Below are 1,016 nucleotides of genomic sequence, written 5' to 3' on the forward strand. Positions count from 1 at the left end.
TCCGGATCCCGATCCGCTTCGGCGGCCAGTTTCCGCAGATCACCCTGGTAGCGGTCGAGCAGGATGGTGGCGTTCTCACCGAGCCGGGTGGCGGTGGATTCGTCGTAGCGGCGGTAGTGGCCGCGCCCCAGCGCATCGACGAGGTCCTGCCAGTCGGCCTCGGCGACGCGCTGCGGGGTGCGGTAGCCGCTCGATCTCAGTTCACGCGCGGCGGCGACCGCGATATCGGCGGTGATCCGGGCGCTCATGAGCTGGGCCAGCACCAGGAGCTGGAACAGCGGAGCGGGTTTGTCGGCGAGAGTGATTCCCGCCTCGGCCGCATAGGTGGTCCCCGCTCGGTCGAGCAGTTCCCGGGCGATCCGATCCTCGTTCGCGCTCATCTGCGACACCCCACTTTCGTCGACCCGGCGATTCACTACCCGGCTAACCCGAGACGCGCAGGTCAAACCCGCCGGCGAGGACGGCCGATGTCTCCTGCCTCACGGCTGGGATTTGTAGATCACCAGCGGTTCACCGGACGGCGCGACCACCAGATGCCCGCTGCGGGCGCCTTCGGTGAAGATCGCGATCGTCGGCGGGTGATCCGGCGCGGAGCTGTCGCGACCGATGATCAGATGGCTGACCTTCGTCTGCGGCGACCCGACGGTTCGCGGAGCTCCGGCCAGCAGGCCCGCCAATTTCGGCACATCGATCGTGGCGAGGTCGATCGGCTCGAGTTTCGGATCCCGGCTGCTGGTCGTCCAGGTATCGAATTCGCCCTTGTAGGAAGCTCTTTCGGAAATCGACCGGTCCCCCGTGCGGGGCCGCTCGATCGAGGCGTTCTCCGGCATCAGCGTCACGTCGTCGGCGAGCAGATCGCCGTAGTGCTGACGGTAATCGGACAGAAACGCCTCGATTCCGGCGGCGGTCGTCATATCCGGCGGCGTGTGGTCGGCGAGCGGACCGTCGTCGCTGCTCACCCAGCCGCAGAACATGCCGATCAGGGCCGCAGCCGCCACCGCACCGCCCGCCAGTAC

Annotated in this window: 1 protein-coding gene and 1 pseudogene; both read right to left on the bottom strand. The window is 67.7% G+C overall.

What is annotated here, in order from left to right; genetic code table 11:
• Positions 1 to 380 (bottom strand): annotated as a pseudogene (locus ACGF5C_RS35355) (hypothetical protein); the annotation flags it as partial.
• Positions 381 to 479: 99 nt separating this feature from the next.
• On the bottom strand, positions 480 to 1,016 hold a 537-nt coding region (locus ACGF5C_RS35360), incomplete at its 5' end, for a hypothetical protein (RefSeq protein ID WP_393308851.1).

Origin of the sequence: Micromonospora sp. NPDC047620 (genome assembly GCF_043205005.1) — a bacterium.
GTDB lineage: Bacteria > Actinomycetota > Actinomycetes > Mycobacteriales > Micromonosporaceae > Micromonospora.